We start from the raw sequence: 3,983 nt of genomic DNA on the forward strand, positions 1-3,983 counted from the left end.
TCGGTGGTCGCCGGAACCTCTTCGGCTCCGATGCCCTCGTCGCCCGCCATGAAGATGGGAGCGCCGGCCATGGTGCGGCCGTCCTGCACGCGCAGGAACGTCTTCCAAGTGCCGTCGACGGGAACCGCTCGCGTCGAACGGTATTCACCGGGCCCGGTGCGCTCGAGGTTGTCGACGACGAGTCCGTGCAGCGAGTCGCCCGCGCCCTGCCAGGCGAGGATGGACACCCACTGGGGGTCGTCGGACACCAGGTCGCTCGGGTCGATGCTGACGGTCGCGGTCACCATGCGGAACCCGTCGACGCGGGGAGCGTCGGTCAAGGACACGGTGGCACTCGCGTTCTCCGGGACCTCGATCATCAGGCCGTTGGCGACGCTGCCGCCGAGGACCAGCACCATGGCGACGACGATGGATCGACGGACCGCCGGTCGCGGGATGCCGTCGCCGCTGAGCGCCTGCGCGAACAGACCGGCGGTCAGACCGACGACGAGTCCGGCCGGGACCGTGGTGGCCAGAGCCTCGACCCACATACTGCTGGGCCACGGGTAGAGGAAGACGGCGTCGACCCAGAAGGACTCGAGGTACAGGCCGATGGTTCCGACGGCGACGCCGGCGACGGCGCCGAACAGGATGCGGCGCTTGATCAGTGCGGTCAGGCCCAGGATCTCCACTACGACGGCCATGCCGAGGTAGAGGGTGAAGACGCTGTGCGGCTCGCCGAGGACGGGTCCGACGATCAACGCGGTGATCTCGCGGATGACGGCGGCGAACGCGACGGCGAACAGCGCCGATCCGCGACCGACCATGAGGCGGGCAGCGATGAGTGCGAAGGCGCCGGCTGCGGTCATCAGCAGCGGCTGGAAGACCAGGCGGAACTGCTCGACACCGAAGTCGTATTCGATCTGGAACACGGACAGGCCGATGACCAGTCCACCGAACGCGGAGCTACGCAGGAACCACGTGATGATGGAGCGCTGACGGGAGTCGACTGCCTGCGCAGGATCGGCCGTGATGTCGCCGTCGGGTTCGCCGGCGGTCTCGGCCGTGGTGACGGCGGTCGACGCCATGGAGACGCGACCTTCGTGTTCGAGCAGGAGGACGCCGACGAGCGAGAGGCCCGCACCGCCGATGAGCATCAGGTGGGTCGGGCCCCACAGCGTGACGTCCTGGCCGAACATGCGGTGCCAGATGTCGTCCAGCGGGAAGCCGATCAGGGCGTACAGCCCGGCACCGGCGATGAGGAGTCCGCCGGTGGGGGCGTACCAGGTGCGGGTGATCTTGATGGCCGCAGGCCCCGGCTTCTCGTCGCGCGGCAGAATGATGGCCAGCGCGCCGGTGATGAACAGGAAGAAGAGTCCGACCAGGATGAAGTAGTGGGCCGGATTGGCCAGCGGACCCTCGTCGCGTCCGCGCCCGATGTGCAGGCTGACGTCCCAGATGAAGCCGAAGAACGCGGTGAGGATCGTCGAGATGAACATGACGAGCGGCAGTGCGACCCACCCGGGACGGTGCAGCTTCTCACCCGCGAAGTCCGCGAGCCGCTGCAGCCACGTGATGCGCCGGGTCCGGTGCATCACCGCCAGGTACAGCAGGAAGAGCGAGATGACGCCCGCTGCAGCGGTCATGCCGAAGACCTGATCGAGAGCGGCGCCGCCACCGGCTTGCGCCTGCGCGATCAAGTTACCCGAGGTAACACTTACATTCGTCACGCATCGGATTGTGTCTGTAACCGGGCGTAAACACAAGACCTACCGAACAGTAATCCACTGATCATGGAATCCCGACCCCGGAATCCGGGGTTCAGAGTCCACGATCAGCCATGTACGCCCGCCAACCCCCGAACTCGGTGATGTCCGTACCTGCCTCGGCCGCGTCGGCGGCGCACATGAAGCCGATCACCTGCCGACCGTCCGACAGCGTCACCGGGCCCAGACCCATCGGCGCCGGCAGCGCCGCGAGGAACGTGCCGAGGTGCGCGGGCGCCATCCGGTAGAGCTCGCCCGCGATGGAGGCACTGCCGTGACGTACCAGACCGGGCTTGGGCGGCGTCGTACCCAGGTCGACCAGACGGTAGTCGGCGGACGTGCTCACCTCACCGAGGAAGCGTGCACCGCGCTCGACCAGCTGCCCGTTCAACGGAAAGCCCCGCAGGTGCGCGCCGACGACCAGGACGTCGACACCCTCGTCGACGACCACGGCAGGCCGATCCCCCGCGACCAGCGCTGCGAGGTCCAGGACCACCTGGTCACTGAACGCAGGTCCCACCACCATCACACCGAACGGGGCACCGGCAGTGGTCGGAGCGCCGGGAACCGCCACCGCGGCCATGTCGAGGAGGTTGCAGAAGTTGGTGAACGTGCCGAGCCGCCGGTTGATCCCCATCGGATCCGCCTGCACCGCAGCGATAGTGGGGTGCTCGGTCGTGGTGGGCAACAGCAGGCCGTCGAGTCCGTCCAAGAGTGTCGCGGCATAGGACTTCGCGGCGAGGAGCGTCGACAGGTCGTCGACGTAGGCGTGCGCGGTTGGTGTCCGCGCGCCGAGGACGATCGCCTCGACCGTCGGGTCGGCAGTAGCCCGACCCGTGGACAGGAACTCACCGACCGCCGCGTACCGCTGCGCCACGGTCGCTCCGTCGTACAGCAACACCGCGGCGTCGAGAAGCGGGGAGATGTCGACGACGTCGTGGTCGATACCGGCAGCGTCCAGTCCGGTCACGGTGCGCGCGAACGCCTCCGCGTACTCCGGGCACAGCGCGACGAGGTCCTCGAGGCGCGGGACACCGACACGGGGTCGAGGCGGAGCAGCCAGCGGAACCGTCGCCGGCCACGAGCGACTCCGGGGATCGGCGGCATCCGGCCCGATCATCACGCTCATCACCGTGGCCGCCGTCGCGGTGTCGTCCGCGAAGACGGTGACCGCGTCGTAGTCGACGCACGCCGGCACCACTCCGGTGTTCGGCACCAGTCCGAGCGTGGGCTTGATGCCCACGAGCGACGCGAATGCCGCCGGCACCCGACCGGATCCTGCGGTGTCGGTGCCCAGGGCGACGTCGACGATGCCCAGCGCGACGGCGGTGGCCGACCCGGAACTCGATCCGCCGGAGATCTTCTCGGGATCGTGCGCATGCCGCACGGCGCCGTGAGGGCTGCGGGTGCCGACGAGTCCGGTCGCGAACTGGTCGAGATTGGTCTTCCCCAGCACCAGCGCCCCGGCCGCACGTAGACGTGCCACCACGGTGGCGTCCTCGGCCGGGTCGTACGAGAACTCGGGGCACGCGGCGGTGGTCGGGAGCCCGGCCACGTCGATGTTGTCCTTGACTGCGACGAGCATCCCGTACAGCGGCAGATCCTCCGCCAGGGACGCCGCCTCTGCCAGTACCTCGGCCTCGTCCCGCAGTGCGATCCACACTTCGGGGCGGTCGACCTCGGCAATGCGCTTGTACGCGAGCAGTACTCGATCGGTTGCAGTCATCACGCTTCCTGTGCGGTCGTCAGGGCGAATTCTCCGGCTGCGGACCAGGCGTCGCGTTCGATGCCGAACGCCTCGGCCTGCTTCTTCCGGAATTCGGCAATGGAGGAGTCGTTCGCGGCGAGGAACTCGTCGTGGTCGGCCAAAGAGAACGTGCCGTCGGTGATCTCGACGCCCGCACCGCGACCGGCGGCGAGGTCCGCGCGCATGTCGCCGAGTTCCTCGGTGCTGACCGGGTACCAGGAGATGCGGTCGAAGAAGCGCAGCAGCCAGGGCGTGCCCTCCTCGAACCCCTTCGCGGTCAGAGGATGGCGGTGGTTCCAGACCTGCGTGGTCCGCCCGACGAACTGGTAGCCGCCCGGTCCCTCCATGCCGTAGATGCACAGGTAGGCGCCGCCGATACCGACCGCATTCTCGGGAGTCCACGTGCGGGCCGGGTTGTACTTGGTCGTCACCAGACGGTGGCGCGGGTCGAGCGGCGTGGCCACGGGAGCACCCAGGTACACATCTCCGAG

3 protein-coding genes are annotated in these 3,983 nt (G+C 68.5%); all 3 read right to left on the minus strand.

Annotation, left to right across the window (positions count from 1 at the left end):
- Positions 1 to 1,709 (minus strand): hypothetical protein (locus RU01_RS02325; protein WP_042572911.1); only part of this gene is annotated, 1,709 nt, incomplete at its 3' end.
- A gap of 91 nt (positions 1,710 to 1,800) precedes the next feature.
- Positions 1,801 to 3,471 carry an allophanate hydrolase gene (gene atzF / locus RU01_RS02330; protein WP_042572909.1) on the minus strand — a complete coding sequence of 557 codons (1,671 nt, stop codon included), beginning with the start codon at positions 3,469 to 3,471 and terminating at the stop codon, positions 1,801 to 1,803.
- Positions 3,471 to 3,983: carboxyltransferase domain-containing protein (locus tag RU01_RS02335; protein ID WP_156148756.1), on the minus strand; the 513-nt coding region annotated here is incomplete at its 5' end. The genes RU01_RS02335 and atzF, both read right to left, overlap by 1 nt.

Origin of the sequence: Rhodococcus sp. MEB064, from assembly GCF_000834565.1 — a bacterium.
In the GTDB taxonomy this organism is placed as follows: domain Bacteria; phylum Actinomycetota; class Actinomycetes; order Mycobacteriales; family Mycobacteriaceae; genus Rhodococcoides.

Excerpts from the sequence above, each read along its gene's own strand:
- atzF (WP_042572909.1), bottom strand. The coding sequence starts at position 3,471 with ATGACTGCAACCGATCGAGTACTGCTCGCGTACAAGCGCATTGCCGAG.